The sequence below is a fragment of the Parendozoicomonas verongulae genome (assembly GCF_009711465.1).
Lineage (GTDB): Bacteria > Pseudomonadota > Gammaproteobacteria > Pseudomonadales > Endozoicomonadaceae > Sansalvadorimonas > Sansalvadorimonas verongulae.
This window is the reverse complement of sequence record NZ_SMME01000287.1, coordinates 1-482: the sequence shown is the minus strand read 5'-3', so window position 1 is coordinate 482 and position 482 is coordinate 1. Positions and strand designations below refer to the sequence as shown.

General features: G+C 49.4%; 1 protein-coding gene. It reads left to right on the top strand.

Annotation, left to right across the window (positions count from 1 at the left end; translation table 11 throughout):
- Window positions 1-32: 32 nt before the first annotated feature.
- Window positions 33-482 (top strand): hypothetical protein (locus E1189_RS00460; RefSeq protein ID WP_155158187.1); only part of this gene is annotated, 450 nt, incomplete at its 3' end.

Below are 482 nucleotides of genomic sequence, written 5' to 3'. Positions count from 1 at the left end.
AACAGATTTTTCCTCTGGACACGGTTCAGAGCATGACTCTGGCGATAAAAGTCAATCAGCCTTACCTGGAAGAAGCAGCGAGATTGATGGAGGTTATGGACTTTGAAACCGGGATCAACTGGCCTGCCTGCTGGCAGGAACTCCTGGATGTTTTTAAACAGCCTGTTAACAGCTATTGTCAGGACGAGCCGGAGGTAAGCACTCAGCTACCCGATGTTATGGATACACAGGCGCAGTTGCCACGGCCTGACATAACAACACTGGACAGCAGGACAAATTATGAGCAGCAGCCTGTTGCCAGCTATTGCCAGAGCGAGCCGGAGGTCAGTACTCAGCTAACAGATGCTATGGATACACAGGCTCAATTGCCACAGCCTTACATAACAACACTGGACAGCAGGACAAACTATGAGCAGCTTCCCGTACCATATATGAGTTGCACAAAAGTTTTCCAGACTCTTGACCATGATCCACGGATGACC